We start from the raw sequence: 22,607 nt of genomic DNA, 5'->3' as shown, positions 1-22,607 counted from the left end.
TTTCCTGAATCACTCTATGGAGATGATGTAATTATAATGGGGCTGTTTCCCGTCCACCATCTCCATCTCCCCGGTGAAGTGGGGGCGGAGGAGCCCGGCGATTTCCTCGGCCTGCTCCCGCCTGGTATCAGCCCCGAAATAGATGGTTATCACCTCAGCCCCTTCCAGCCCCAGGCGGGGGAGGAGCTTTTCTATCAGGGCAGGGAAGCTGGGGACACAGGCCACCGGACTGCCGTCCAGGATGGCGATGGGCTGGCCCTTTTTCATGGCGAGCTTCTGGAAGCGGCAGGAGCGGGCTGCCCGGGTAATCTCCACTGTCTTCACCTTCTGGCGGGCCTCCTCCATGGCCTGGACGTTGGCCTCCAGGGGGGCCTCGTAGTTCAGGGCCAGGAGGGCGGCTACCCCCTGGGGGATGCTGGTGGTGGGGACCACCTCTACCTGCTTCTTGGCCAGGGAGCGGGCCTGCTGGGCGGTGAGGACAACATTGGGGTTATTGGGCAGGAGGATGACCCGGTCCGATTGGACGGCCTCAATGGCCGAGAGGAGGTCCCGGGTGCTGGGGTTCATGGTCTTCCCCCCCGGGACGATGGCGGAGGCCCCCAGGCTCTGGAAGACCTTGAGCAGGCCCTCCCCCGAGACCACCACTACGGTGGCCAGGGCCAGGGTGGGGGCCCGGGCCTGGCGCATCTCCAGATAGGTCCGGTGCTGGTCATCCATATTCCTTATCTGGATGGAGTGGAGCACCCCCTGACGGACGGCAGAGCTCAGGACCTTCCCGGGGTCAAAGGTGTGGATGTGGACCCGCAGGTTCTTCTCATCTCCTACCACCATCAGCGATTGCCCCTGTTTTTCCAGCTTCTTGCGGAGCTTCTCTAGGTCCAGCTTTTCACCTTCCAGGAGGAACTCGGTGCAGTAGCCATAGGCCTCTTCCTCTTCCGCCTGGGTGACAATGATGGGGATGCTGGGCGCGACGATAGGGGCCATCAGGGTGGGGAGGGAATCGCCCCGCAGGTGGTGGAGGGTTCCCTCCAGGATAACATAGAGGCCCTGGCCTCCGGCGTCCACCACCCCCGCCTGGGCCAGCACGGGCAGCAGGGAGGGGGTGCGGGCCACCGACTCCCGGGCCGCGGCCGAGGCCGCCTCGATCACCCCGGTCAGGGTGGGGTTCTGGCCCACCGCTTTCTGGGCCGCCTGGGCGGCGTCCTTCATAACGGTGAGCATGGTCCCCTCTACGGGCCGGCTGATGCCTTGGTAGGCGAGGGCCGAGGCCTCGGCCAGGGCCAGGGCGAAGTCCCGGGCACTAAAGGTGGCCTTCTCCCCCAGGACCCTGGCTATCCCCCTCATAATCTGGGAGAAGATAACCCCCGAGTTCCCCCTGGCCCCCATCAGGGCCCCCCGGGCCATGGCCTGGGCCATCACGCCCGTCTCTTCCCCCGGGACCCGCGCTGCCTCTTCCAGTGTGGAACGGAGGGTGAGGAGCATGTTGGTGCCGGTATCGCCGTCGGGCACGGGGAAGACATTGAGGGCATCAACCGCCGGGGCGCTCTTTTCAAGCCAGGCCAGGGCCACCTCCATCATCCCCAGGAGGTCGCGGCCATTATAGCTGTTGCCTTTTCTCAAGCCTTGCTCCTTTTGCCCATTTATGATATGCTAAACGCCAGTCTGAGGGAAGATTATGAAGTGCGATATCTGCGGCAAGAGGGCAATGGTGGGGCGGAATGTGAGCCACTCCAAGAGGCATACCCGTCGCCTCTTCCGTCCCAACATCCGCCCCCTGCGGGTCAATATCAATGGCTGTCCCGCCACCATCCACATCTGTATGAGGTGCCTGCGCACCCGGCAGAAGCTGGCCCCCGAGAAGGCCTAGTTCTCGGCTTCAAGGCCCTTTCTGGCTTCCTTTAAGGCCCTTTCTACCGTCTCGGGGGCGGTGCCCCCAGGGGCCCGGCGGGCCTGGAGGGAGGACTCCAGGGTAATGGCGAGGACATCCTTCTCAAAGAGGGTGGAGAACGAGTGGTATTCCTGGAGGTCCAGTTCCCCCAGCCCCTTTTTCTTCTTTATAGCGTAGGCCACCAGCCCTTTTAGTGTCCTGTGGGCCTCCCGGAAGGGCATACCCTTCATCACCAGGTAGTCCGCCAGGTCGGTGGCCAGGATGTAGCCCTCTCGGGCAGCCTGCTCCATCCTCTCTTTATTTATCCTGAGTCCCCCCAGCATCCCGGCCATAGTCTCCAGGCAGGAGTTGAGGGTGTCCACGGTATCAAAGAGGGCTTCTTTGTCCTCCTGCATATCCCGGTTGTAGGAGAGGGGGAGGGCCTTCATGGTGGCCAGGAACCCGGTGAGGTGGCCGAAGACTCTGCCCGCCTTCCCCCGGACCAGCTCAGCGGCATCGGGGTTCCGCTTCTGGGGCATGATGCTGGAGCCGGTGGCATATTCTTCCCCTACCTCCACGAAGCCGAACTCCGCTGAGGACCAGAGGACTATTTCCTCGGCCAGGCGGGAGAGGTGGACCATGGCGATGGCCGCCGCCGCCATGTATTCCAGGACGAAGTCCCGGTCGGAGACGGCGTCCAGGCTGTTCTGGCTTATCTCCCTGAAGCCCAGCTCCCGGGCCAGGAACTCCCGGTCAACAGGGTAGGGGACCCCCGCCAGTGCCCCGCTGCCCAGGGGAAGGACCTCGGTCCTCTTCAGGCCGTCGGCAAAGCGCCCCCTGTCCCTCTGGAACATCTCAAAGTAGGCCAGGAGGTGGTGGGCCAGGAGGAGGGGCTGCGCCCGCTGGAGGTGGGTGTAGCCCGGCAGGATGACACCCCTGTTTTCCTCCGCCAGGTCTAACAGGGCCTTCTGGAGGTCTTTTATAGCCTGGGCAGTATCCCCCGTGGCCTCCCGGAGGAAGAGGCGCATATCCAGGGCCACCTGGTCGTTGCGGGAGCGGCCGGTGTGGAGCTTCCCCGCCACCGCCCCTACCTTTTCGTAGAGACGGGCCTCTATATTCATGTGGATGTCCTCGTGCTCCGGGCGGAAGGGGAAGGTCCCCTTCTCTATCTCCTCCCGGATGGAGGTGAGGCCCATAACTATTAGCTCGGCCTCCTTCTCCGCGATAATCCCCTGTTTTGCCAGCATCCGGGCATGGGCTATAGAGCCCTGAATATCGTACTTGTACAGCCGGCGGTCAAAGGGCAGGGAGGCCATGAACTGGCGTGGGTCAGTCATCCTATCTCTCTCCCTCCAGTGTCTTCACCCATTGGGGCAGCCTGGCACCCGGGGCGGAGTCCAGGCGGGGGGAGTAGGGCTTTATATCCAGCACCGGGGTGCCGTCCAGGGCATCCAGCCCCTTCACCCGGAGGGTGTTCCCCGTTCTTTCCAGGAGCGTTACCGTGGTGAGGCCGATGGGGTTGGGGTGGCGCTGGGAGCGGGTGGCAAAGGCCCCCACCAGGGGCAGGTCCTCGCGGTCCAGGGGACGGAACCTCTTCATCCCCCTCTCATACCGGCTTACCCGGTCCAGGTAGAAGAGGATATGGATATGGGAGAAGTCCTCTATCCCCTCCAGGCGCTCGGCATGCTCCGGGAGAAGCTCAATCTCCGAGGTCACCTGGCCCCACCTCTGTCTCCCCTCCCGGACGGCGTTGTGGACTGTCCCGATAGCTCTAAGGCTTACCCTCTTCAAGGTCAGGTGGCCTTGGCCCCCATGGGGTAGAAGAGGGCCAGGCCCAGGGCCAGGACTCCTCCTACCACTATGCTCATAAGGGCTGCCCCCCACTCCTCCTGTCCGGTGAGGCCGTGGTAGAGGCCCAGGAGGGCGGTGAGAACATACATAGCCAGGGCGGCCCGCACCACGGCCACATTCTTGTGCGGGTTGCGGGAGGCATACCACAGGGCCAGGGCAAGCCCCACCAGGGTAACCCCGGCGTAGCGGGCCATAACCGTGTCCGCGGGCCCCATATTTGCCTCGGCCATCTGCCCGGGGAAGAAGAGGTAGCCCAGGGCGATTACCGCATTGAGGATGAAGGCGATGAAGAGGGTTACCTTGAGACCTGTCACTTCGGCACCTCCTTTTTTCTTTTTCTCTTAGGGAGGGGAGTGACCCCTCCCGAGATGCCCAGGGGGCCTTCGGGCTGGGCCAGGAGCTGGGCCTGGGCCTGGACCTTCGCCGGCAGGCCCCAGATGTGGATAAAGCCCGGGGCGGCCTTCTGGTCAAAGACGTCCCCCTTGTCATAGGTGGCGAGGGCGAAGCTGTAGAGGGACCTGGGGGACTTCCTCCCCACAACCACGGCGTTGCCCTTGATGAGCTTCACCCGCACCGTCCCGGCGACATGGCGCTGGGTGCTCTGGACATAGGCGGCCAGGTCCTGGTGGAGGGCAGTGAACCAGAGGCCGTTGTAGATGAGGTCGGCATACTCCTGGGCCACCCTCTCCTTGAAGCGCACCTGGGCCTTGGAGAGGGTCATGGCCTCCAGGGCCAGGTGTGCCCGGAGGAGGATGGTGGCGGCGGGGGCCTCATATATCTCGCGGGACTTGATGCCCACCAGGCGGTTTTCTATGTGGTCAATCCTCCCCACCCCGTGGAGCCCCGCCACCCGGTTGAGGCGCTGGATGAGGGCCACCCCATCCATTTCCTTCCCGTCCAGAGCGGTGGGGAGGCCCTGTTCAAAGGTTATCTCCATGTAGAGGGGGCGGGGAGGGGCCTTGTTGGGGGACCGGGTCCAGGCGAAGACCTCCTCGGGCGGCTCGGCCCAGGGGTCCTCCAGAACCCCGCACTCAATGCTCCGGCCCCACAGATTGGCATCCACGGAATAGGGGCTCCTGGCGGTGACCGGGATGGGGATGCCGTGCTTCTGGGCATAGTGGATGGACTCCTCCCGCCCCATCCCCCATTCCCGGGCGGGGGCGATGACCTTCAGCTCCGGGGCCAGGGCGGCCAGGCTCACCTCAAAGCGGACCTGGTCATTTCCCTTCCCGGTGCAGCCGTGGGCCACATATTTAGCCCCCTCCTCCCGCGCGGTATCGGCCAGGAGCTTTGAAATCAGGGGGCGGGAAAGGGCGGTGGCCAGAGGGTACTGCCCTTCGTATATGGCATCGGCCCGGAGGGCGGGGAAGACGAAGTGCTGGACGAAGAGCTCCCTGGCGTCCACCACTGCGGCCTTGAGCGCCCCCAGCTTGAGGGCCTTCTCCTGGACGGCAGAGAGGTCCTTTTCCCCGCCCAGTTCCAGGGTAAGGGTGATAACCCCCAGCCCGTGTTTCTCCTGGAGCCACTTGATTGCCACCGAGGTATCCACGCCGCCGCTGTATGCCAGGACGACTTTCTCCATTATTTCCTCCCTACTTCTGCCAGGGCCTTCTCCAGGATGTCCACCCCTTCGTCCACTTCATCCCTGGTGATGATGAGGGGGGGCATGAAGCGCAGGGCGCTGGGGCGGAGGCGGTTCACCAGCAGGCCGCGGCGGGTGCAGGCCTCCTGGACAGCATCGGCCAGGTCCTCTTTGAACTGGAGGGCCAGGAGGAGCCCCCTTCCCCGGGCCTCCTGGATGAAGGGGAAGCGCCCCTTCAGGGCCTGGAGCCGGGCCAGGAAATGGCTCCCCATCTCTTTGGCGTGCTGGGGAAGATTTCGTTCCAGGGTGTAGTTCAGCACGGCGATGGCGGCGGCGCAGGCCAGGGGGTTGCCGCCATAGGTGGAGGCGTGGTCGCCGGGGGCCAGGACAGCACAGGGGGCCTTGGCCAGGAAGGCCCCCACAGGGAAGCCACCCGCCAGCCCCTTGGCCAGGGCGATGGCATCCGGCTCCACTCCCAACTGCTCATAGGCAAAGAGGCTTCCCGTCCTCCCCAGCCCCGTCTGCACTTCATCAAACATCAGCAAGAGCCCCCGCTCATCGCAGAAGGCCCTTACCTCCTGGAAATAGCCATCGTCGGGGATGTTCACCCCCCCTTCCCCCTGGATAGGCTCCAGCATCACGGCACAGGTATTCCTGGTTGCCGCCTTCTTGATGGCCTGGGCGTTGTTGAACTCCACATGGACGAAGCCGGGGGTGAGGGGGGTGAAGGCCTCCTGGTATTTTGGCTGGCCGGTGGCCGCCACCATGGCCAGGGTGCGGCCGTGGAAGGAGTTGAGGGCGGTGATGACCTCATAGGCCCCCCCCAGCTTCAACTTGCCGTATTTCCGGGCCAGCTTCACCATCCCCTCGTTGGCCTCGGCCCCGCTGTTGCAGAAGAAGGCCTTGGCAAAGCAGCTATTCTTCACCAGGAGCTCGGCCAGCCTTGTCTGGGGGATGGAGTAGAACTGGTTGGAGATGTGCATCAGTGTCTGGGCCTGCTCGGCTATGGCCTTGACCAGCACCGGGTGGCAGTGGCCCAGGGTGCATACGGCCCAGCCACCCACCAGGTCCAGGTATTCCTTCCCTGCGTCGTCCCATACCCTCACCCCCTGCCCCCGGACCAGGGTGATGGCCTGGCGCCTGGAGGCCATGGGCATGATACATTTGTCGGCCAGCTCAGGCCAGTTCATGTCCCCCCTTCGATGCGGGTCCCCCCGGCCCTCCCCTCCAGGGCGTTTAGGAGGGCATGGGGCTCCCGGCCATCTATAATAATGCAGGAGCAGAGGGAACGGAAGCAGGCCTCCACCTTGAGCAGCATCCCCCCGTTGATGACCCCCGATGAAGTCAGGCCCTGGGCCCCCTGGGGGGACAGGAAGGGCATTGTCTTCCCCTCCCCATCCAGGACCCCGGGGACATCGGTGAGGAAGATGAGCTTCTGGGCCCCCAGGGCCCGGGCGGTCTCGGCGGCGGCGGTATCCCCGTTGATGTTCAGGGCCGTGCCATCCTCCTGCATGCCGAAGGGTGCCAGCACGGGGATGTAGTTGTCCTCCAGCACCTTCCACAGGGGGGCGATGTCCACCCTGACGATTTCCCCCACCCGGCCCAGGGCGGGGTCCTTCACCCGGGCCAGGAGCATGCCGCCGTCCAGGCCCGAGAGGCCGATGGCCCTCCCCCCCCGGGCCAGGATGCCGGCCACCAGCTCCTTGTTCACCACCCCTCCCAGCACCGCGACAATCACCTCCATGGCCCTCTCATCGGTCACGCGGAGGCCTCTCTCATAGCTGGTGGCAATACCCAGCCTCTCCAGCCACTCTGACACCTTCTTGCCCCCGCCGTGGACCACCACCAGGGGCAGGCCCCGCCTTTGAAGGGCGGCCAGGTCCTCCAGGGCCGTGTCTCCTGACCCCAGGGTGGAGCCACCCAGCTTGACGACGATGGGCTTCATCTATTTCTAGTACTCGCTGTTTATCTTCCCACACCTGGAGGTGGGGGTGGAGCCCCGGGCCACATATCTGGGGGTGGGGGCTGGGCCCATGGCGGGAGATTCTCAGGAGTAAGGGGCGGCGGCTCACGAATTGGGTTGAATCCCCACTCCGGCAGCCATTCCTTCTTCAACCGGGCCAGCCCCACCTCTGTAATCGCCAGGGTATCTCCATCGATGCCCCCAATCTCGCCCCGCTTCGCCAGTCGTATGAACAGGCGCTTACACTTGGCTGTCCACAGGTCCTCCCCGGTATCGGGGGTGGTTAGACTTAAGTCCTCCCCATTGATTTCTGGAAAATAAAGTGCAATCAGACGGTAGAACGAGGGGTCTTCCGTCATGGCTTCTCCCCCTGCCTCGACGATGGCCCTGAGGACGCCAAGTTCCGCATGGGCAGCCGATGGAAACGCCATTTTTCACCTCCTAGGTAGTATACTCGCTATTTATCTTGACATAATCCGGGGTGAGGTCACAGCCCCAGGCGGTGGCAGAGGCCTCACCCAGGTTGAGAACTGCCCTTATGGGGACCTCGGGCCTTTTCAGTATGCCCCGGACTTCATCGCTGGCGAATGCGAGGGGACTGCCCCGGAAGAGGCAGAGGCTGTCCAGGTATATCTCCAGCTTCCCCTCCTCCACCCTTGCCCCGCTCCTGCCCAGGGCGGCGGCTATTCGCCCCCAATTGGGGTCGGCCCCATAGACCATGGCTTTCACCAGGGGGGAAGAGGCGATGGTCCGGGCCGCTTTCCTGGCCTGGAGCAGACTTACGGCCCCTTCCACCTTTACCTCCAGGAGGTGTCTTGCCCCCTCCCCGTCCCGAGCGATGCTGCGGGCCAGGTAGATACAGACCTGTTCCAGGGCCTCCTGAAAGATAGACGCCTCGGGGCTTCCCTCAACAATGGGTTGGTTCCCCGCCTGGCCGCTGGCCAGGATTATCGCCATATCGTTGGGGCTGGTGTCCCCGTCCACGGTTATCATGTTGAAGGAGATGTCCGCGGCCCTTTTCAGGGCCACTTTGAGGAAGGCCCCATCCACCAGGGCATCGGTGGTGAGGAAGGCCAGCATGGTGGCCAGGTTGGGGTGGACCATCCCAGCCCCCTTGGCGCACCCCGCCACCACCAGCCTTTTCCCCCCGGTCTCCAGGGCAAGGGCAGTCTCCTTGGGGAAGGTGTCAGTGGTCATGATGGCCCTGACGAAGTCGTGGCCCCCCTCTCGGGAGAGGCCGATTTCATCTATCCCCTTTCTCAGCTTCTCCATAGGCAGTCTCCGGCCGATGACCCCGGTGCTGGCCACCAGGACCTCCTCCGGCTCAAGACCAAGCTTGCCGGCGGTGAGCCGGGCCATCTCTTGGGCGTCCTCCAGGCCCTGGGGGCCGGTGCAGGCGTTGGCACAGCCGGCGTTGGCGACGATGGCCCTGGCCTTCCCCCGGGCAAGGTGCCGGCGGCTGAGGAGGACGGGCGTGGCCTTTATCCGGTTCCTGGTAAACAGCCCCGCCGCCTGGCATTGGGCCGGAGAGAAGACGAGCCCCAGGTCCGGGCCGCCGGAGGCCTTGAGGCCACCGGAAACAGCCCCCGCCAGGAAGCCCTGGGGGGAGGTGAGGGAGCCGCCGGGGAGGGGAGAGAAGATGCTGTTCATCTTGGAACGATTACCCAACTATAGCACAGCACCTGGGGCCAGGCAACGAGCCGGGAGTCGGGGGGTGATATAATGCGGGGATAAAAGGAGGTAGATGATGGGCCTTATCCCCTTCTTTTCTGCCCTGGTGAGCCTGGTCTTTGCGGCAGCGGTCTTTGACCAGTATCTGGCCCGGAGGAAGCCCTACCAGCTGGTGTGGACGGTGGGTCTCCTTTGCTACGGCATTGCCACGGCTATGGAGTTCGGGGCCTGGGCCTTCGGGCTTTCCACCCCGGTCTACAGGCTGTGGTACCTTTTCGGGGCGGTCTTCGGGGCGGCATATCTGGGGATGGGGACCATCTATCTTCTTGTCCCCCGGCGGGCCGCCCACACCATCATGGCCCTCCTCTTTGTTTTTTCCCTGCTGGCCGTATACCGGGCCTGGACCGCACCGGTTGACCTGGGCCAGGTTACCGGGCCAGTGCTCAACGGCGAGGGCTTTCCCTCGGGCCTGGCCGGACCCAGGGTCCTCACCCCCTTCTTCAATGTCTTTGGCACGGTAGCCCTGGTGGGAGGGGCCCTCTATTCCGCCTGGGTGTTCTGGAGGAGGCGGCTTTTCCCCCACCGGGTGGTCTCTAACGTCCTGATAGCGGTGGGGGCGATGTTCCCTGCGCTGGGGGGCAGCCTGGCCCGGCTGGGCAGCCCGGGCTATCTGTACGTCTCCGAGCTCCTGGGGGTGGTGGTCATCTTTGTCGGCTTCCTCAGGAGCCGGGAGGTCTTCGGCCTCTACCGCCTGCCCTTCAGCCAGGGGCTGGGAAGGGCAGAGTAGGGGAGAAGCCTACCCGCCCAGGTCCCTTTTGAGCTGTTCGAACTGCTCTCTGGCGATTTCCCCCCGGGCATAGCGGGCCTTGGCGATGTCCAGGGAGCTCTGGGAGGAGGGCCGGGGTTCTCCTGAGCGCCAGATTGCCCTGACAATCCACACCGCGATTGCGACGAACCCTCCCCAGAAGGCCAGCATAATCAGGGGGCCAAATATCCACCCCCACCCAGCCCCCCATCCGCCATTCCACATCATTTCGTTCCTCCTCCTGCTTGAATCAGCTTATTATACCACTCGGGCGAAGTGGCCGTCTCCAGACCTTGATGCTAAAGAATGGCTGGCGTAAAATATGGCGGCCTAGCAAAGGAGGAGCAAGATGGCAGGACGAAAATCGCCCCAGACGGAGCCACGAATACTGGAGATGCCTTCGCAAAAAATGGCAGTGGTCCGGGCCAAAGGTGCTCCCGATAAGGTCTTCTCTGAAGTCATGCCGGCGCTTTACGGCTCCGTTTACACCCTGAAGTTTGACCTCAAGAAGAAGGGTTTGCCCGCCTTCAAGGTCAGTCCCTCTCGGGCCCGCTATCCCGATGCTCACCTTGTCCCCAAAGAGGGATGGTCTATCATCCTTGGCCTGCCCATCCCCGAGGAGGTGACTTCTCTGCCCCAGAAGGTGCCCGGTGTTGAGGTCAGGATTGAGACCTGGGACTACGGCACCGTAGCCCAGATACTCCACCTCGGGCCCTACAGCGAGGAGGGTCCAACGGTTGAGCGCTTACATAAGTTCATCAAAGAAAACGGGTATGAGATTGCGGGCGTGCATGAAGAGGAGTACCTCACCACTCCTGAAGCCAAGGTCCCCAGGACTATTGTCAGGTATCCGGTGGGAAAAAAGCAGGAATAGGCTGGCGTTTCCCCCTATTGACTGTTTGGGTGATTGGTGCTATATTACTATCTGGCAGGAGTTTAGGTCGCCCATCCTTAAGGACTCTCACAGTTCCTCAGGCCCTGGGTAACCGAACCAAGCCAAATAACTCATGAAAGGAGGTTATCCGGTGCGCCTAGAGGACAAGACCCTCCGCTGTGTGGATTGTGGCGCCGAGTTCACGTTCTCGGTTCAAGACCAGGAGTTCCACCGGTCCAGGGGCTATACCAACGAGCCCAAGCGCTGTACTGGGTGTCGAGAGACACGCAGGGCAGGACGCTCTTCCGGTGGTGGTGGCTCCTCCGCTCGGCGGGAGATGTACCCGGCGACCTGTGCCCAGTGTGGGACACAGACCCAGGTGCCCTTCCAGCCTCGGGGGGACAGGCCCGTCTACTGCAGCGACTGCTACAACCGCGTTCGGCCAGACAGCAGCCGCCGCTAAAAGCGGGGAAAAAAGGAAGGTGGGGGCCGGGTTCTCCGGCCCCCACTCTTTTTATGCCTATGAGGCTTTGACCTTGTTGCGGTAGTCCTCTATAGCCTTGTGGATGGCGTCGGCGGCCAGGTTGGAGCAGTGCATCTTGGCAGGGGGGAGTCCTCCCAGGGCTTCCGCCACCGCCTTGTTGGAAAGGGACAGAGCCTCCTCCAGAGTCTTGCCCTTGACAATCTCCGTGGCTATGGAGCTGGTGGCGATGGCGGCCCCACAGCCAAAGGTCTGGAACTTTATATCCGCTATGCGGTCATCGCGGACCTTTATCATCATCTTCATCACATCCCCGCAGACGGGGTTTCCCACCATCCCCACCCCGTCCGCATCGGGTATCTCTCCCACATTCCTGGGGTTGCGGAAGTGCTCCATGACAAGGTCGCTATACATAATCTATTTTCCCTCCTTGGCAGCCAGGGGCGACATGGCCCTCAGCCTCTTCACGATAGGCGGGAGCACGGAGAGGACATGGTCCACATCCCCATCGGTGTTCTCCCAGCCCAGGGTAAATCTGACAGAACCATGGGCGACCTCAACGGGGATGCCCATGCACGTCAGCACATGTGACGGCTCCAGGGAAGCGGAGGTGCAGGCTGAACCCGAGGAGGCGGCCACCCCCTCCATATCCAGGCTGAGGAGAATGGACTCCCCTTCAATATACTCAAGGTAGAAGCTGGCATTGTTGGGCAGCCTCTGGGTGGGATGGCCCGTGAGGAAGACCCGGTCAATCCTCTCCAATACTCCCTTGATGAGGCGGTCCCGGAGCCTGGAGCAGTGCTGGTTATAGGAGCCCATCTGTTCTGCGGCCAGCTTCAGGGCCACCCCCATGCCCACAATCCCGGCTACATCCTCCGTCCCCGCCCGGCGGTTTCGCTCCTGCGAGCCCCCCCGTTGCTGGGGCAGGAAGGGCGTCCCACGGCGCAGGTACAGGAGCCCCACCCCCTTGGGGCCGTAGAACTTGTGGGCGGAGAGGCTGAGCAGGTCAACCCCCAGCCTGCTCACATCCAGGTCAAGGACCCCCGCCGCCTGGACGGCATCGGTGTGGAAGGCAATCTTCCTCTCCCCGGAGCGCTCTTTGAGCAACCGGCCGACCTCGGCGATGGGCTCAATGGTCCCCACCTCGTTGTTGGCATACATGATGGATACCAGGATGGTCCTGGGGGTGAGGGCCTTCTCCACCTCCTCCACCTTCACCAGGCCGTATTTGTCCACGGGGAGATAGGTGACATCAAAGCCGAACTTCTCCAGATAGTGACCCGTCTCCAGCACGGCGTGGTGCTCAATGGAAGAGGTGATTATGTGGTTGCCCTGTTCCCGCATGGCAAAGGCCACCCCCTTGAGGGCGAGATTGTCGGACTCGGTCCCCCCGCTGGTGAAGATGACCTCCCGGGGGTTAGAGCCCAGGACCTGGGCCACAGTGGCCCGGGCGTTCTCCACCGCCTGACGGGCCTCCTGGGCCAGGGTGTAGACGCTGGAAGGGTTGCCGTATCTCTGGGAGAAGTATGGGAGCATGGCCTCCAGCACCTCCGGACGGACCGGGGTGGTGGCCGCATGGTCCATGTAGATGAGCCTTTTCATGCTATCCCCCTCACCAGGCTAAATTATGGACAAAAGGCATCCCTTTGTAAAGGTAAAAAGTCTCACTGGGAGAAGGCCACCGGATAAGGTTACATAATGTAGCCTTCAGCCGGCCAGTGCGGGTATCTAGAGTTCGCGTATCTGGAGATTGACCGATGCGGGCAGGCGGTATACAATTGTATTGATGCCTGTATATGAATATGGCTGCTCCGGGTGCTCACTGAAGTTTGAGTCCTTGCGGCCTATGGCTGAGGCCGACGGGGTGGAGTGTCCCCGCTGTCACCGGCGGGCCAAACGGCTTCTTTCCCGGTTTGCGTCTTTCTCCAGGAGCGCTGAGGGGGTATCCGCCCCCATCAGCGGCACCGCCCCCTCCTGCGGCTCCTGCTCCTCCAGCTCCTGCGGCACCTGCGGCCACTAGCTCCTATCTGCGCGCGAATTTCAGGCGAAGCAGCAGGTGGCTAGCTGTGCCCAGGGCCAGGGCCATGAGGGCGGTGGCTCCGAAGATGACCAGGGTGATATCGTAGAAAAACCCCTCGGGGAACATGACGATAAGCTTATCCCGGGCGGGGTCCAGCTGCCAGAAGGGGTTGCTGAAGCTCACCAGGTGGAAGGCCAGGAATAGGCGGTCAAACCCCGCCACGGCTGCCAACCCCAGCATCAGGATGAGGGAAAGGGTCAGGCCGCTGCCCCAGCGCAGGGCCCTGAGGGTTGATTCCCAGAAGGTCTTTCTTCGCCATATCCAGTTGCCTGCAACGAAGGCCAGGATATAGGCCAGGGCCCCCGCCTGCACCCGCCGGTCGAGGACAAGCAACCCCTTCACATCCCGCAGGTGGACCTTTTCAATCTCGTTGAAGAGCTCCTCCCCCCGGACCAGGACGCCCACCGGCTCCAGGGGGGAATTGAAGTAGGCCAGGAGGCCCCGGGCCGCCTCCTCCATCTCCCCAGGCTCTATCCCCAGGTCCTCAGCGACCCCGTGCCGCTCAAAGCCCCACTGATAAAGGGAGAGGTTCCCGGACACCACCCCCACGGCGGTGGAGAAGAACAAGAGGGGCATGGCCAGGAGGAAAAGGACAAAAGAGATAAGGGCCAGGGCTTTCAAATCCCTTTGAGGATAGACGTGCTGTGCGGGCTTGTCAAGAAAGGGGGGCTGATATAATCTGTCCCTGTTATGGCAGGGAATGCCTCTCCAGGGGACCTGGGGAGCTTTGACACCCTCAGGGAAATCGTGGCCCGTCTCCGCCGGGAGTGCCCCTGGGACCGGGAGCAGACCCATTTCTCCCTCCGGGCCAATCTCCTGGAGGAGTGCTATGAGGCCCTGGAGGCCCTGGACCAGCAGGACCCTGGGAAGCTCCGCCTGGAGCTGGGCGACCTGCTGATGCAGGTCCTCCTCCACGCCCGCATCGCCGAGGATGGGGGGGATTTCACCCTGGAGGAGGTCATCAGGGGCATAGCCACCAAGCTCATCCACCGCCACCCCCATGTGTTTGGCGAGAAGAAGGCCCTGGATAAGGAGGGGGTGCTGGACCAGTGGGACCGGCTGAAGGCGGGGGAGGGGGGAGGGTCCCTCCTGGAGAATGTTCCGCCAAGCCTCCCCGCCCTGGCCTATGGCCAGGAAATCCAGGTCCGGGCGGCCCGGCAGGGCTTTGACTGGGAAGGGGTGGAGGGGGTGGTGGAAAAGCTGGATGAAGAGGTGAAGGAGGTCCTCCAGGCCTCTACCCCGGAGGAAAGGGGCCGTGAGCTGGGGGACCTGCTCTTCACCCTGGTCAATATGGGCAGGAAACTGGGCCTGGACATGGAGGGGACCCTCCGCCAGGCCAACCGCCGCTTCCTCAGCCGCTTCCGCCATATGGAAGACCTCTGCCGGCAGCGGGGCCTCAGCTTCGCCAGCCTCTCCCTCCAGGAGAAAGAAGCCCTCTGGCAGGAAGCCAAGGCCAAAAGCCCCTAGCCCCCAGTGCTCGGTTGCTAGAGTCCCCTTCAAAGGGGGTAAGCCGAGACCCTTCGCTTCGCTCAGGGTGACAAGCAGGCGCAGGGTGACAACATAGGTAAGTCATTCTGAGCGTAGCGAAGAATCTAGCTTCGCTGATTTCTGGAAGCAACCACTACTATACCGGGGTAGTACCAAAGGGGGATTTCCTCTCAGTTGTCCTGTTACTATCGGGCTATTTACCCTTGAAACGGGGGGGGCTATTCTGGTGGTGGATTCAATCACTTTCATGAAAGGAGGCAAACAGTGAAGAAAACAGTGAAGAAGACGGGAAAGGCACAGAAGGGGTTCACCCTCATTGAGCTCCTGGTGGTTGTGGGAATCATGGCAGCCCTGGCCGCCATCATCGTGCCCAATGTGGCCCGGTTCGTGGGCTCGGGCCAGACGGAGGGCGCGGCGGCGGAGGGGGATGCTCTCCAGGCCGGTATGGACGCCGCCATCGCCGACAACGGTTTCACCGCGGTGGTCGCCGGCGTCACTGTGACAGACTTCGCAACTTATGACATCGACCCCGACGCTGTGGGGGTACTCTACCTGTATCCCGAGTACCTGAGGATCCAGGTTCCCAAGTACGGCAGCGTCACCGGCACACCCGGATGGACCTGGAGCGTCACTGGCGAAGTAACCAAGCCGTAGTGAGCTCTAGAGGCTAGTCGCTCAGGAAAGACAGGGCCCCTGGCAAAAGCCAGGGGCCCTGAACTTTTGTCGCCGGCAACAGTCCCGGCACAGACCGCGGCGGTAAGCAGGGAGACCCTTCGCTCCGCTCAGGGTGACAGGCAGGTCTGCCAGGGTGACAAGTAGGTGTGTCAGGGTGAAAGCAAAGGTATCTCATTCTGAGCGTCAGGTATGTCATTCTGAGCGTAGCGAAGAATCTGGGGCTCGCCCGCAGACCTCCGCTCCGCTCAGGGTGACAAGGAGGCCCGGGTAAGAGATAATTTGAGGGTTAATTGAATGAGCCAATACTATGTCTACATAATGAGCAATCGTTCCAAAACGCTTTATACGGGCGTGACGAACGACTTGCAGCGGCGAATATATGAGCACAGGCAAAAGCTGGTCGAGGGGTTCACGAAGAAGTACAATCTGACCAGGCTGGTGTATTATGAGATGACCTCGGATGTTCGCTCGGCTATCAGCCGTGAGAAACAGATCAAAGGCTGGCTCAGGAGCAAAAAGGTCGCTCTCATAGAGTCAATGAATCCCCAATGGAAAGACTTGAGCGAGGAATGGCATAAGACGGGAGAAGACCCTTCGCTCCGCTCAGGGTGACAAGCAGGCCTGCCAGGGTGATAAGTAGGTGTGTCAGGGTGAAAACACAGATATGTCATTCTGAGCGGAGCGAAGAATCTGTGGCTCGCTCTGAGACCCTTCGCTCCGCTCAGGGTGACAACTGAGGTCGCTCAGGGTGACATTCAGGGACTGTCATTCTGAGCGCAGCGAAGAATCTCACTCGCTGATTCCTGCAACCAGGCACCAGGCGGTGAGCTGGAGATTCCGGCGGGTAAAAGAACAGGGCCCCTGGCTTTGGCCAGGGGCCCTGAACTCTATATTTCTGGTCTATTTCTTGGTGCTGGCCGTGGCCTCCTGGACCCTGGTCTCCGAGAGCAACTCTTCCTTCTGGGCCTTGATGGAAAACTGTACTCCGTTGTCGTCCAGGGTGGCGCTCTCCATCCAGACCCGGGAGAAGGCTCCCGAGGCCTTCAGGTTCTCCACATACAGGAGGGCCGTATCGTAGCTGTCGGCCTTGCCCTTCAGGCTCAGGTCCAGCTGGCGGGTGGTCCTGGTAATGGTTGTTTTTGCCGCTGCCGGGGCCCCCTTCGGGGCCGGTGGGGGGGTGATTACCTCCTTCTTCACCAGGTCGGCCTGTTTCTGGGTCAACTGGGTGATGGTGGCACCGGCGGGGAGGGTGCGGTGGACGGCGGTGTCCAGGATGGCTGGGAACTGCCTTTTTCCCTGGACCAGGGATGCCAGCTGCTCTTCCATGTTTACCTGTTTGGCCTGTTTTGCCTTGAGGCTTGCCATGAGTGCGGCGGAGCCCTTTTGCTCCAGGCGGCGGAGGTCAATCTGGCTGCCTGCCTGGGCGGCCTGGGACTCCAGGCGCCGGGTCTCTGCCAGGGCCGCGGTGGTGACCTGGTAGAGGGGGTAGAGCAGGCCGAAGGCCACGGCCAGGCCACCCACGAAGGCCATCTGTTTCAGAGGCGGGCCTTTGGGCCGGTAGGCGGCGGGGAGGATGTTGAGGTTGAGGACTTTATCCCGGGCGAGCAGGGAGGGGGTCAGGGCGAGGCCGATGTTCACCGCATAGTAGGCCAGGGGGAAATGGGAGGGGTAGCGGATAGGGGGGGCAAAGGGCTCAACCGGTCTGTCCAGCCTCTCGGCCAGGTCCCGGGCCAGGGCCTCGTCCTGGGAAAGTTGCCCGGTGAGGACCAGGGGTAGGGCGGCCTGCAGTGGGGTATCCTGGTGGCCAGACTCGTAGAACTTGAGGGTCCTTTCCACCTCTTCCGCCACCTGTTCTGTGTCTACCTTCTGGCCCTGGCCGTCGGCCCTCAGGGGCAGGCTCCGTATCACCTGGGGGGCGGTCTCCAGGACCAGGGTTATCTCCAGGCTGTCGGGCTCTATGTTTACTATGATGGCGTCCTTCTTGTTGACGGCCCTGGCCAGTGCCATGGGCTTGAGGCCCATGGACCGGAGACTTACCCCGGCCTGGGACAGGGCCTTGACCTCGGCATCCAGCAGCTCCCGGGGGATGCCGAGGGCGAAGACCTGCTGGTGGCCGTTGGACGGTGCGAATGTCTGCCAGGAGAGATAGGCCTCCTCCAGGGAAAAGGGCATGGCCACCTGGGCCTCCTGGATGACGGCCTTCTCCAGGAGCTTGCGGGGTATCTGGGGGAGGGTGAAGACCCGGGAGACAGCGTGGAAGCCGCTGAGGCCGGCAACCACCCTATCCCCGTTGACCCTGAGGGAAGAGAGGAGGTGCTTCACCGCCTGGCCTACCGCCTCTGGCTGGGTGAGGAGGCCCTCCCTCACCAGCCCGGATTCCAGGGGCACGGTCCCCCAGCGTCTCACCCTTCTCCCCTGGCACACCACCACCCGGACGCTGTCGGTTTCTATGTTGAGTGTTACCAGCATGTTCCTATTCAGTATGACCGGCATGTTCCTACTCCCTCGGCGTGACATGGACCACTATGTCCAGTTTGATGTCACAGTTTTCGTCAGCTTCAGTTTGGGAAAGAGAGAGATTCTGAACCTCCAGGTTGGGGTAGTCCAGGCTGTTAAGGAAGCCCATGAGCTGTCCTGTCCCCCCCGACGCCTGGACCGAGAGAGGCAGGACGCTGAAGGACCCGTCCTCTTCTTTGCGGGTGATAACCGGCTTGACGGCAATCCCCACCATCTGGAGCCCGGAGCGCTGGGCCCTCTCCAGGAGGCCGGCCACCAGGGCCTCGCCACTTTCAATGGCAAAAGAGCTTCTGGCCTCCTTTATCTCCTGCTCTGCCTGGAGTATATCGGCCTCCAGCCCCGTCGGGTCGGGGGTGGGCTGGCGCAGGAGCTCAAGAGAGGTGCGGACCTGGGCGAAGGCATTATTCTGCCCCCTTTTCTGCTCCAGGTAGACCAGGCCCAGGCTGAGGTAGAGGAGCAGAGGGAGGCCGGCGAGGAGCATGAGGCCGTATCTCTGGAGCTTCCCTTTCACTTGAGATTCCCCAGCAGGCTGTACATGGGGGTGATCATGGACAGGGCTATAAAGCCGATGACCAGGGCTATGGCCAGGGTCATCATCGGCTCCAACATGGTCATCATCATCGCTATCTTCTCCTCGGTCTCTGACTCATAGGCATCGGCTACTGTGGAGAGGGTCGTGTCCAGGGTGGCGGTCTCTTCCCCCACTACCATCATCTGGATGAAGAGGGGAGGGAAAATGCGGGCCTTGCCGATGGGGCCGGAGAGGCCCTGGCCCTGGAGGAGCTCCTTCCTTGCTTCAATCAGTGCTGCCTTTATCACCTTGTTGTTGCTGGTCTGACATACCAGCTCCATGGTGTCGGGCATAGTCACCCCGGCCTTGAGGAGCATGGCCATGATGCGGCTGAAGCGGGCCACCTCACCGGTGATGATGATGGAGCCAATGACTGGCATTCGGAGGAGGATGCGGTCCCTGAGGTGCTTGCCGGCAGACCGCCTGGAGTACATAAGGCCCAGGACAATAGCTGCACCCAGGGTCCCGAACACCACCAGGCCGTGGGCGGAAAAGAGCTTGGTGATAAACATGAGGGCGCGGGTGGTGGCTGGGAGCTCGGACCCGAACTGCTCGAAGACCCCCATCATAGGGGGCAGGGCCACGGTGACGAGGACGATGGTTACCAGCACCGCCAGGCCCAGGACCATGGCCGGGTAGGTCATGGCTTTGGTTATCTTCTTCATCATCAGGCCCTGCTTTTCCATATAGGAGGCCACCTGCCTAAGTGCCTGCTCCAGCTGACCAGACTTCTCTCCCACCCCCACCATTCGGCAGTAAAGGTGGTTGAAGACGTGGGGGTATTTGGCTATGGCAGCGGAGAAGGCCTCCCCCTGTCCCAGGTCGTCCAGTATCGTGCCCAGCACCCGGCGGAAGGCCCGGCTTTTGGCCTGGGACTTCAAAATGTTCAGGCCCGCGGTGAGCCCTATGCCGCACTCCAGGATGGTGGCTAGCTGGCGAGTGAAGGCGATGACCTCCCCCCTCTTGGGCAGGAATAAGGAAGGGAGGGCCTCCTCAATCTTGGGCAGGCGGAGGGATGGCTTGTGGGAAAGGAGCCGGTAGCCCTGCCGGGCCAGGGCCTCCTCCAGCTGAGAGGTGGAGGTGACATTGAGCCGCCCCCTTATCATCTCCCCCTGGTTATAGGCCACGTAGTCATACATCATGCGAGCACCTAGTGGGCCAGGGAGAACACGTTGCGGATGACCTCGTAAGGGGTGGTGATGCCCTCTTTAACCTTCAGCATTCCATCCCGTCTCATCGTCGCCATGTTCTCCTTCAGGGCCTGGGCATATAGCCCGTCGGCACTTTCATTGGTCAGGAGCTTGCGCCGGATAGCCTCGCTCATGACCAGGATCTCAAAGACCCCCGTCCTTCCCCGGTAACCGGTCTGGGCGCAGTAGTTACACCCTGTGCCGGAGTGGAACTCTGTCTTTTCCTCCCCCATCTCATCTTTGTAGGCCAGGGCCTCGTCCATCGGGCGCTTGGCGAGGGTGCGGCAGTTGGGGCAGATGTGCCTTACCATGCGCTGGGAGACAATCCCCACCAGGGCGGAGGTGATGAGGAAGGGCTCCACCCCCAGGTCCAGCAGGCGGAAGAGGACCCCAATAGAGTCGTTGGCATGGATTGAGGAGAGGACCAGGTGGCCTGTGAGGGCTGCTTGGATGGCAATCTGGGCCGTTTCGCTATCGCGGATCTCCCCCACGAGGATTACATCGGGGTCAAGGCGCAGGATGGCCCGCAGACCGTTGGCAAAGGTGACGCCCGCCCGGGGGTTTATCGGGATCTGGGTGATATCGGCAAAGCGGTATTCTACCGGGTCTTCAATGGTGATGACCTTGTTCTCCTGTTTGTCCATCTGGTTGATGGCCGCGTAAAGGGTGGTGGTCTTGCCCGAACCGGTGGGGCCGCTGACCAGGAGCATGCCGTGGGGGGCCCGTAGCATTTTCAGGAAGAGCTGGTAGCTCTCGGGCATGAAGCCCAGTCGTGCGAGGTCCAGAACAGCGAAGGACTTGTCCAGCAGGCGGAGGACCATCATTTCGCCGTGGACGGTGTCGCTGCTGGCCACACGGATGTCCACCGTATTCTTTCCTGCCTGGAAGCTGAACTGGCCGTCCTGGGGGCGGCGCCGGTCAGCAATGTTCATGTTGGCCAGGATCTTTATCCTGGAGACGAGGGGGGGGTGCACACTCAGGGGCAGGGACATGCTGTCATGGAGGATGCCATCAATGCGGTTGCGGATGCGCAGGCGGTCCTCCTGCGGCTCTATATGAATGTCAGAGGCCCGGTCCCTTATGGCCTGGGTGATAAGGAGGTCCAGGGCCCGGACAATGGGGGCTTCGGCCACCGCCGCCGGGGAGACCCGGGCCTCGGCTTCCATGAGCTCCTCTATGCCGGGGATGTGGCTGAGCTGCTTTTCAATCTCAGCGGCGGCCCTGTAGTTCTGGTCCAGGGCCTCTTTGATCTCAGAGAGGGTGCTGAGGGCGGGCTTGATGCGCATCCTGGTCCGGGCCTGGAGGTCCTCAATAGCCTGGAGGTTCTCCGGGTCGGCCATGACCATGAGGAGGCCGTCTTCCTCAATGGTCAGAGGCAGGACGGTGTATTTGCGGGCCAGTGTCTCGGGCACCAGCTTCAGGGCCTCCGGCTGGATGATGTAGCGCTTCAGTTCCACAAAGGGGATGTTGAGCTGGAGGCTCAGCACCGAGGCCAGGTCCTGGGGGGAAACGAGCCCTTCTTTTACGAGGATTTCGCCCAGCTTGGTGCCGTTGCCCCCCTGGAGCTCCAGGGCATACTGCAACTGGTCACGGGTGATAAGCTCTGCCTCAATCAGGAGCTCCCCCACGGGACGGCGGCGACCCACGTAAGACAGGTTCCTCACTCTTTGCCTTCTCTCAACATCCCTTTGCTTTCTCCCAATTCCGCCTCATTCTAGTTGACGGTTACTGGACGGGATATGTGCCGTTAGTCCTTCTCCGGGGGAGAATTTGGTCCCCCCTACCTGAGGTCATCCTGGACACCGTGGACTCCTACACCGGAGCCCTCCGCCTTCTGCCTGGGGCGGCGGCGCAGGCTGATGTTGAGCTGCTTCCTGAGTTCCTTGCCTGCCTCCTTTTCGGCCCCGTTGCTGCCCTGGACGCTTTCAACCTCGGGCATCCCCTGGATGGTTTCCATGAGTTGGAGTGGTTGCTTGATAAAGACGCTTATGGCCAGCCCCTGATTCCAGGAGCCTACGGTCTGGATGAGCCTTACCTCGCTTTGCTTCCGCAGGCGGCGCTGGAAGCTGGTGAGCTGGGCCAGGTCAATAGGTGGAGCCACTATCAGGTCAACCTCACCCTCTGTCAGGTCTTTCCCGTTTGCCTGAGGGACTTCCGGGACCAGTTCCGGGATAGGGGCAGCATTCCCTTCCGGGCTTGGAGGGGCATCGCTGCTAATGGGCATGGCCTGCCAGTTTGCCAGGGCCTCCTCTATCTTCTGGGTAAGGGGGTCTGCCGGCTCCGGCTGGGGGAAATAGGGGGCGGGGGCGGTGAGGGCCGGGCCTACCATCTTGCCGTCCTCCTTGCCCAGCTCCTCCTGCACCATCTCCAGCAACCTGTCATGAATGCGCTGAGTGCGGGCGCTGACCTTCTCCCTGAACTGGCTGAGGGCGGCCTGGCGGGCCTCCTCGGCGATTTCCTCGGCCTTGGCCTGGGCCTGGGAGATGAGGGTGGAGGCCTCAGCTTCGGCCTCTTCCCTGGCGTTTTCCTTAAGGCTGAGGGCGGCCTGCTGGGCCTGCTGGGCTATTTCCTCGGCCCGGGCCTGGGCCTGGGAGATAATCCCGGCCATCTCGGCCTCGGCTTCGCCTTTGGCCTTTTCCCTCAGGCTCAGGGCCAGGTGGTCGGCCTCTTCCTCGGCCTGGGCCAGGATAGACTGGCGGGTCTCCTGGGCCTGCTGGGCTATTTCCTCGGCCCGGGCCTGGGCCTGGGAGATAATCCCGGCTGCCTCGGCTTCAGCCTCGCTTTTGGCCTTTTCCCTCAGGCTCAGGGCCAGCTGGTCGGCCTCTTCCTCGGCCTGGGCCAGGATAGACTGGCGGGTCTCCTGGGCCTGTTGGGCTATTCCCTCGGCCCGGGCCTGGGCCTGGGAGAGAATGCTGGCCGCCTCGGCGTCGGCTTCGCCTTTGGCCTTTTCCCTCAGGCTCAGGCCCAGCTGGTCGGCCTCTGTTAGCGCGTG

Annotated in this window: 26 protein-coding genes; 8 read left to right on the top strand and 18 right to left on the bottom strand. The window is 62.5% G+C overall.

Features of this window, described 5'->3' with window-relative positions; genetic code table 11:
* Positions 1-9 precede the first annotated feature (9 nt).
* On the bottom strand, positions 10-1,620 hold the full coding sequence (locus KJ624_06975) for a DAK2 domain-containing protein (protein MBU2009559.1): 1,611 nt from the start codon (positions 1,618-1,620) through the stop codon (positions 10-12).
* A gap of 55 nt (positions 1,621-1,675) precedes the next feature.
* Here KJ624_06975 and rpmB point away from each other — a divergent pair, with 55 nt between their 5' ends.
* Positions 1,676-1,867: a 50S ribosomal protein L28 gene (rpmB, locus tag KJ624_06970; GenBank protein ID MBU2009558.1), complete on the top strand. Its 192-nt coding sequence runs from the start codon at positions 1,676-1,678 to the stop codon at positions 1,865-1,867.
* Here the strand turns inward: rpmB and argH are convergent.
* From argH to argJ, 8 genes are read right to left on the bottom strand one after another with little or no spacing between them, the layout of a single operon-like run.
* Entirely contained in the window at positions 1,864-3,204 is a 1,341-nt protein-coding gene (argH, locus tag KJ624_06965; GenBank protein ID MBU2009557.1) for an argininosuccinate lyase, read from the bottom strand. The genes rpmB and argH overlap by 4 nt on opposite strands.
* Position 3,205: 1 nt before the next feature.
* Entirely contained in the window at positions 3,206-3,658 is a 453-nt protein-coding gene (gene tsaA, locus KJ624_06960) for a tRNA (N6-threonylcarbamoyladenosine(37)-N6)-methyltransferase TrmO (protein MBU2009556.1), read from the bottom strand.
* A gap of 2 nt (positions 3,659-3,660) precedes the next feature.
* Complete coding sequence (locus KJ624_06955; GenBank protein ID MBU2009555.1) at positions 3,661-4,032, bottom strand: hypothetical protein; 372 nt, start codon at positions 4,030-4,032, stop codon at positions 3,661-3,663.
* The gene (locus tag KJ624_06950; GenBank protein MBU2009554.1) at positions 4,029-5,300 is read right to left on the bottom strand and encodes an argininosuccinate synthase; all 1,272 of its coding nucleotides are present in this window, start codon (positions 5,298-5,300) and stop codon (positions 4,029-4,031) included. Before KJ624_06950 ends, KJ624_06955 begins: the two co-directional genes overlap by 4 nt.
* The gene (locus KJ624_06945) at positions 5,300-6,490 is read right to left on the bottom strand and encodes an aspartate aminotransferase family protein (protein MBU2009553.1); all 1,191 of its coding nucleotides are present in this window, start codon (positions 6,488-6,490) and stop codon (positions 5,300-5,302) included. The genes KJ624_06950 and KJ624_06945 overlap by 1 nt, the downstream gene beginning before the upstream one ends.
* A complete protein-coding gene (argB, locus tag KJ624_06940; GenBank protein MBU2009552.1) occupies positions 6,487-7,245 on the bottom strand; it encodes an acetylglutamate kinase in 759 nt (252 codons plus the stop codon). The genes KJ624_06945 and argB overlap by 4 nt, the downstream gene beginning before the upstream one ends.
* A 20-nt stretch (positions 7,246-7,265) precedes the next feature.
* Complete coding sequence (locus tag KJ624_06935; GenBank protein MBU2009551.1) at positions 7,266-7,694, bottom strand: hypothetical protein; 429 nt, start codon at positions 7,692-7,694, stop codon at positions 7,266-7,268.
* 10 nt (positions 7,695-7,704) lie between these two features.
* Positions 7,705-8,913: a bifunctional glutamate N-acetyltransferase/amino-acid acetyltransferase ArgJ gene (gene argJ / locus KJ624_06930; protein MBU2009550.1), complete on the bottom strand. Its 1,209-nt coding sequence runs from the start codon at positions 8,911-8,913 to the stop codon at positions 7,705-7,707.
* A 94-nt stretch (positions 8,914-9,007) separates the two neighbouring features.
* Between argJ and KJ624_06925 the strand changes: the two genes are divergently transcribed.
* A complete protein-coding gene (locus KJ624_06925; GenBank protein MBU2009549.1) occupies positions 9,008-9,721 on the top strand; it encodes a hypothetical protein in 714 nt (237 codons plus the stop codon).
* Between the two features lie 9 nt (positions 9,722-9,730).
* Here KJ624_06925 and KJ624_06920 read toward each other — a convergent pair whose 3' ends face one another.
* Positions 9,731-9,967, bottom strand: coding sequence for an SHOCT domain-containing protein (locus KJ624_06920; protein MBU2009548.1), 237 nt, complete (start codon positions 9,965-9,967; stop codon positions 9,731-9,733).
* Positions 9,968-10,088: 121 nt separating this feature from the next.
* On the opposite strand from KJ624_06920, the gene KJ624_06915 reads away from it, so the two are divergent.
* Together KJ624_06915 and KJ624_06910 are read left to right on the top strand one after the other, a co-directional pair.
* Positions 10,089-10,613: a GyrI-like domain-containing protein gene (locus KJ624_06915; GenBank protein ID MBU2009547.1), complete on the top strand. Its 525-nt coding sequence runs from the start codon at positions 10,089-10,091 to the stop codon at positions 10,611-10,613.
* 151 nt (positions 10,614-10,764) lie between these two features.
* Positions 10,765-11,076 carry a zinc-ribbon domain containing protein gene (locus tag KJ624_06910; protein ID MBU2009546.1) on the top strand — a complete coding sequence of 104 codons (312 nt, stop codon included), beginning with the start codon at positions 10,765-10,767 and terminating at the stop codon, positions 11,074-11,076.
* A 57-nt stretch (positions 11,077-11,133) separates the two neighbouring features.
* On the opposite strand, the gene nifU is transcribed toward KJ624_06910, so the two are convergent.
* Positions 11,134-11,508 carry a Fe-S cluster assembly scaffold protein NifU gene (gene nifU, locus KJ624_06905; GenBank protein ID MBU2009545.1) on the bottom strand — a complete coding sequence of 125 codons (375 nt, stop codon included), beginning with the start codon at positions 11,506-11,508 and terminating at the stop codon, positions 11,134-11,136.
* Positions 11,509-11,511: 3 nt separating this feature from the next.
* The gene (nifS, locus tag KJ624_06900; protein ID MBU2009544.1) at positions 11,512-12,696 is read right to left on the bottom strand and encodes a cysteine desulfurase NifS; all 1,185 of its coding nucleotides are present in this window, start codon (positions 12,694-12,696) and stop codon (positions 11,512-11,514) included.
* Between the two features lie 184 nt (positions 12,697-12,880).
* Between nifS and KJ624_06895 the strand changes: the two genes are divergently transcribed.
* Positions 12,881-13,114: a zinc ribbon domain-containing protein gene (locus KJ624_06895; GenBank protein MBU2009543.1), complete on the top strand. Its 234-nt coding sequence runs from the start codon at positions 12,881-12,883 to the stop codon at positions 13,112-13,114.
* Positions 13,115-13,117: 3 nt separating this feature from the next.
* On the opposite strand, the gene KJ624_06890 is transcribed toward KJ624_06895, so the two are convergent.
* Positions 13,118-13,795, bottom strand: coding sequence for a TIGR01906 family membrane protein (locus tag KJ624_06890; GenBank protein ID MBU2009542.1), 678 nt, complete (start codon positions 13,793-13,795; stop codon positions 13,118-13,120).
* A gap of 69 nt (positions 13,796-13,864) precedes the next feature.
* Between KJ624_06890 and mazG the strand changes: the two genes are divergently transcribed.
* The 3 genes from mazG (at position 13,865) to KJ624_06875 (ending at position 15,949) form a co-directional block, all read left to right on the top strand.
* Complete coding sequence (mazG, locus tag KJ624_06885; GenBank protein MBU2009541.1) at positions 13,865-14,641, top strand: nucleoside triphosphate pyrophosphohydrolase; 777 nt, start codon at positions 13,865-13,867, stop codon at positions 14,639-14,641.
* Between the two features lie 285 nt (positions 14,642-14,926).
* On the top strand, positions 14,927-15,316 hold the full coding sequence (locus KJ624_06880) for a type II secretion system GspH family protein (GenBank protein MBU2009540.1): 390 nt from the start codon (positions 14,927-14,929) through the stop codon (positions 15,314-15,316).
* Positions 15,317-15,631: 315 nt separating this feature from the next.
* Entirely contained in the window at positions 15,632-15,949 is a 318-nt protein-coding gene (locus tag KJ624_06875; protein ID MBU2009539.1) for a GIY-YIG nuclease family protein, read from the top strand.
* A gap of 288 nt (positions 15,950-16,237) precedes the next feature.
* Here the strand turns inward: KJ624_06875 and pilM are convergent, their stop codons facing one another.
* From pilM to KJ624_06850, 5 genes are all read right to left on the bottom strand, one after another.
* A complete protein-coding gene (pilM, locus tag KJ624_06870; GenBank protein MBU2009538.1) occupies positions 16,238-17,830 on the bottom strand; it encodes a pilus assembly protein PilM in 1,593 nt (530 codons plus the stop codon).
* Between the two features lie 4 nt (positions 17,831-17,834).
* A complete protein-coding gene (locus KJ624_06865; GenBank protein MBU2009537.1) occupies positions 17,835-18,365 on the bottom strand; it encodes a hypothetical protein in 531 nt (176 codons plus the stop codon).
* Positions 18,362-19,567, bottom strand: coding sequence for a type II secretion system F family protein (locus tag KJ624_06860; GenBank protein MBU2009536.1), 1,206 nt, complete (start codon positions 19,565-19,567; stop codon positions 18,362-18,364). The genes KJ624_06865 and KJ624_06860 overlap by 4 nt, the downstream gene beginning before the upstream one ends.
* Positions 19,568-19,575: 8 nt before the next feature.
* Positions 19,576-21,279, bottom strand: a complete 1,704-nt coding sequence (locus KJ624_06855; GenBank protein MBU2009535.1) for a GspE/PulE family protein — start codon at positions 21,277-21,279, stop codon at positions 19,576-19,578.
* A gap of 116 nt (positions 21,280-21,395) precedes the next feature.
* A partial coding sequence (locus KJ624_06850) for a hypothetical protein (protein ID MBU2009534.1) occupies positions 21,396-22,607 on the bottom strand: 1,212 nt, incomplete at its 5' end.

The organism is Chloroflexota bacterium (assembly GCA_018825785.1).
In the GTDB taxonomy this organism is placed as follows: Bacteria; Chloroflexota; Dehalococcoidia; order JACVQG01; family JAHKAY01; genus JAHKAY01.
Note: the sequence above shows the minus strand (reverse complement) of the source record. Positions and strands in the feature narration are given on the sequence as shown.